We start from the raw sequence: 2,539 nt of genomic DNA, 5'->3' as shown, positions 1-2,539 counted from the left end.
GTCCAGATCAGGGGTGTACGGCATGGGGGCTCCTCCGGTCGCCAGCGGCCGGCGGAGCGTACCCGGCCCGACGGACACCGCCGTCGGGGCCGTACGGTCAGGCGCTCTTGCGGGATGCGGTCTTGCGCGCGGCGGTCTTCTTCGCCGGCTCCGCCTTCTTCGCGGCGGTCTTCTTCGCGGCCGTCTTCTTCGCGGCGGTCTTCTTCGCCGGCTCGGCCGCCTTCTTCTCGGCCGTCTTCTTCGCCGCGGTCTTCTTCGCGGGCGCCTTGGCCGCCTTCTTCTCCGCTGCCTTCTGCGCGGACCGGGCCGACGAGATGGGCGTCGGCTCGCCAGCACCGCCACCCGCGCGGGCGGGCTGCTCGCCGCGAGCCGCCTTGGCGCGCTCCACCGACGCCTTCAACGCGGCCATCAGGTCCACCGCCGCGGCCGGGGCCTCCTCGACCTCCTCCGGCTGAACGACCTCGCGACCCTCCACCTTGGCGTCGATGACCTCCTGCAACGCGGCCCGGTAGTCGTCGGTGAAGACGTCCGGCTCGAACTCGCCGGTCATCGAGTCGATCAGGGAGCTGGCCATGGCCAGCTCCGGCGGGCGCACCTTCAGGTCCTCGTCGAGGAAACCGAAGTCCGGGGTACGGATCTCGTCGGGCCAGAGCATGGTGTTGAGCAGCAGCACACCCTCGCGGACCCGCAGCGTGGCCAGCTGTTCCCGCTGGCGCAGCGCCACCTTGACGATGGCCACCCGCTCCGAGTCGATCAGCGCGTCGCGTAGCAGCACGTACGGCTTGGTGGCCGCGCCCTCCGGCTCCAGGAAGTACGCCTTGTTGTAGAGGATCGGGTCGACCTGTTCGGCCGGGACGAACTCCAGCACGTCGATGGCGCGGGAGCTGGTCAGCGGCAGGTCAGCGAAGTCCTCGTCGGTGAGGATCACCATCTCGCCGCCGCCGATGTCGTAGCCCTTGGCGATGTCGTCGTAGGTGACCTCCTCGCCGCAGACCGAGCAGGTGCGCTTGTAGCGGATGCGACCGCCGTCCTCGCGGTGCACCTGGTGGAACCGAATGTCCTTCTCCTCGGTGGCGGAGTAGAGCTTCACCCCGATCGAGACGAGCCCGAACGACACGGCTCCCTTCCAGATGGCACGCATCCTGCGCTCCCTTCCCCGGTATCGACCATGCTCGCATCCGAAAGAACCGGACGCGAGGTGTTCGGCCTGCTACTACAGTCGGGTCGTGCCCGGCGCGCCGCTCAAGCCGATGCTCGCGATGACCGGGCCGCTCCCGGCGGGTGACGGCTGGGCGTACGAGTTCAAGTGGGACGGCGTCCGCGCGCTCGCCGACATCTCCGGCGGCGACCAGCACCTGTATGCCCGCTCCGGCGTGGAGATCACCGCCGCGTACCCGGAGCTGGCCACCCTGCCCGAGCAGGTCGACGACGCCCTGCTCGACGGCGAGGTGGTGCTGCTCGGGCAGGGTGGGCAGCCGTCGTTCACCGCGCTGGCCGAGCGGATGCACGTCCGGGACCGGAACAAGGCGGCCCGGTTGGCAGCGGTCATGCCGGTGACCTACATGATCTTCGACCTGCTGCGGCTGAACGGCGACGACCTGACCGGTTGGCCGTACGAGCGCCGCCGGGAGGCGCTGGACGCGCTCGCCCTCGGCGGCCCCCGGTGGGCGGTGCCGCCGATGTTCGCCGACGGGCCGGCCACCTACGAGGCGGCCGGTGAGCACGGCCTGGAGGGGGTGATGGCCAAGCGCGTCGGTGCCGTCTACCGCCCGGGGGTGCGCTCGCCGGACTGGGTGAAGGTCAAGCTGGAGGTGACCGGCGACTTCGTCATCGGCGGTTGGCGACCGGGCGCGCGCCGGATCGGTGGGCTGCTGGTGGGGGTGCCCGGCCCGGACGGCCGGCTGATCTACCGGGGCCGTGTCGGTGGTGGGATCGGTGCCGCCATCGAGCGGCAGCTCCTCGCCGAACTGGAGCCGCTGCGCTCCGGCGTGTCACCGTTCGCCGCGGGTGTGCCGCGCGAGGATGCCCGGGGCGCCATCTGGGTAGAACCCCGGGTGGTGGTGGAGGTGAAGTACGGCCAGCGCACCCCCGACGGCCGGCTGCGCTTCCCCCGGGTGCTGCGGTTGCGCCCGGACAAGCCTCCGGAGGAGGTCGACGATGCCGGCTGAGCGGCTACGGGTGGACGTCGAGGGCCGCTCGCTGGAGCTGTCCAATCTGGACAAGGTGCTCTACCCGGCGGCCGGGTTCACCAAGGGTGAGGTGATCGACTACTACACCCGGATCTCCCCGGTGCTCCTGCCGCACCTGCGGGACCGACCGGTCACCCGGATCCGCTTCCCCAACGGCGTGGACGACAAGTCGTTCTTCGAGAAGAACACACCGGCCGCGACCCCGGACTGGGTGCGGGTGGAAAACCTGCCCGCCCCCGGGTCGACGAAGGGCCGGGAAACCATCGACTACGTGGTCGCCGACGACCTGCCCACCCTGGTCTGGCTGGCGAACCTGGCCGCGTTGGAGCTGCACACGCCGCAGTGGAAGG

General features: G+C 70.8%; 2 protein-coding genes and 1 pseudogene. 2 read left to right on the top strand and 1 reads right to left on the bottom strand.

Annotated features, from left to right (window positions below):
• Positions 1-97: 97 nt before the first annotated feature.
• Positions 98-1,141: a Ku protein gene (locus tag KBX53_RS29335; protein WP_210862856.1), complete on the bottom strand. Its 1,044-nt coding sequence runs from the start codon at positions 1,139-1,141 to the stop codon at positions 98-100.
• An 85-nt stretch (positions 1,142-1,226) separates the two neighbouring features.
• On the opposite strand from KBX53_RS29335, the gene ligD reads away from it, so the two are divergent.
• Positions 1,227-2,168 carry a non-homologous end-joining DNA ligase gene (gene ligD / locus KBX53_RS29330; RefSeq protein WP_210862853.1) on the top strand — a complete coding sequence of 314 codons (942 nt, stop codon included), beginning with the start codon at positions 1,227-1,229 and terminating at the stop codon, positions 2,166-2,168.
• Positions 2,158-2,539 (top strand): annotated as a pseudogene (locus KBX53_RS29325) (ATP-dependent DNA ligase); the annotation flags it as partial. The gene ligD and the pseudogene KBX53_RS29325, both read left to right, overlap by 11 nt.

Origin of the sequence: Micromonospora sp. M51 (assembly GCF_018070305.1) — a bacterium.
In the GTDB taxonomy this organism is placed as follows: Bacteria; Actinomycetota; Actinomycetes; order Mycobacteriales; family Micromonosporaceae; genus Micromonospora; species Micromonospora parva.
This window is presented reverse-complemented; position numbering and strand designations above follow the sequence as displayed.

Bases quoted from the DNA above. Each gene is read 5' to 3' on its own strand.
- KBX53_RS29335 (WP_210862856.1), bottom strand. From the start codon at position 1,141: ATGCGTGCCATCTGGAAGGGAGCCGTGTCGTTCGGGCTCGTCTCGATC.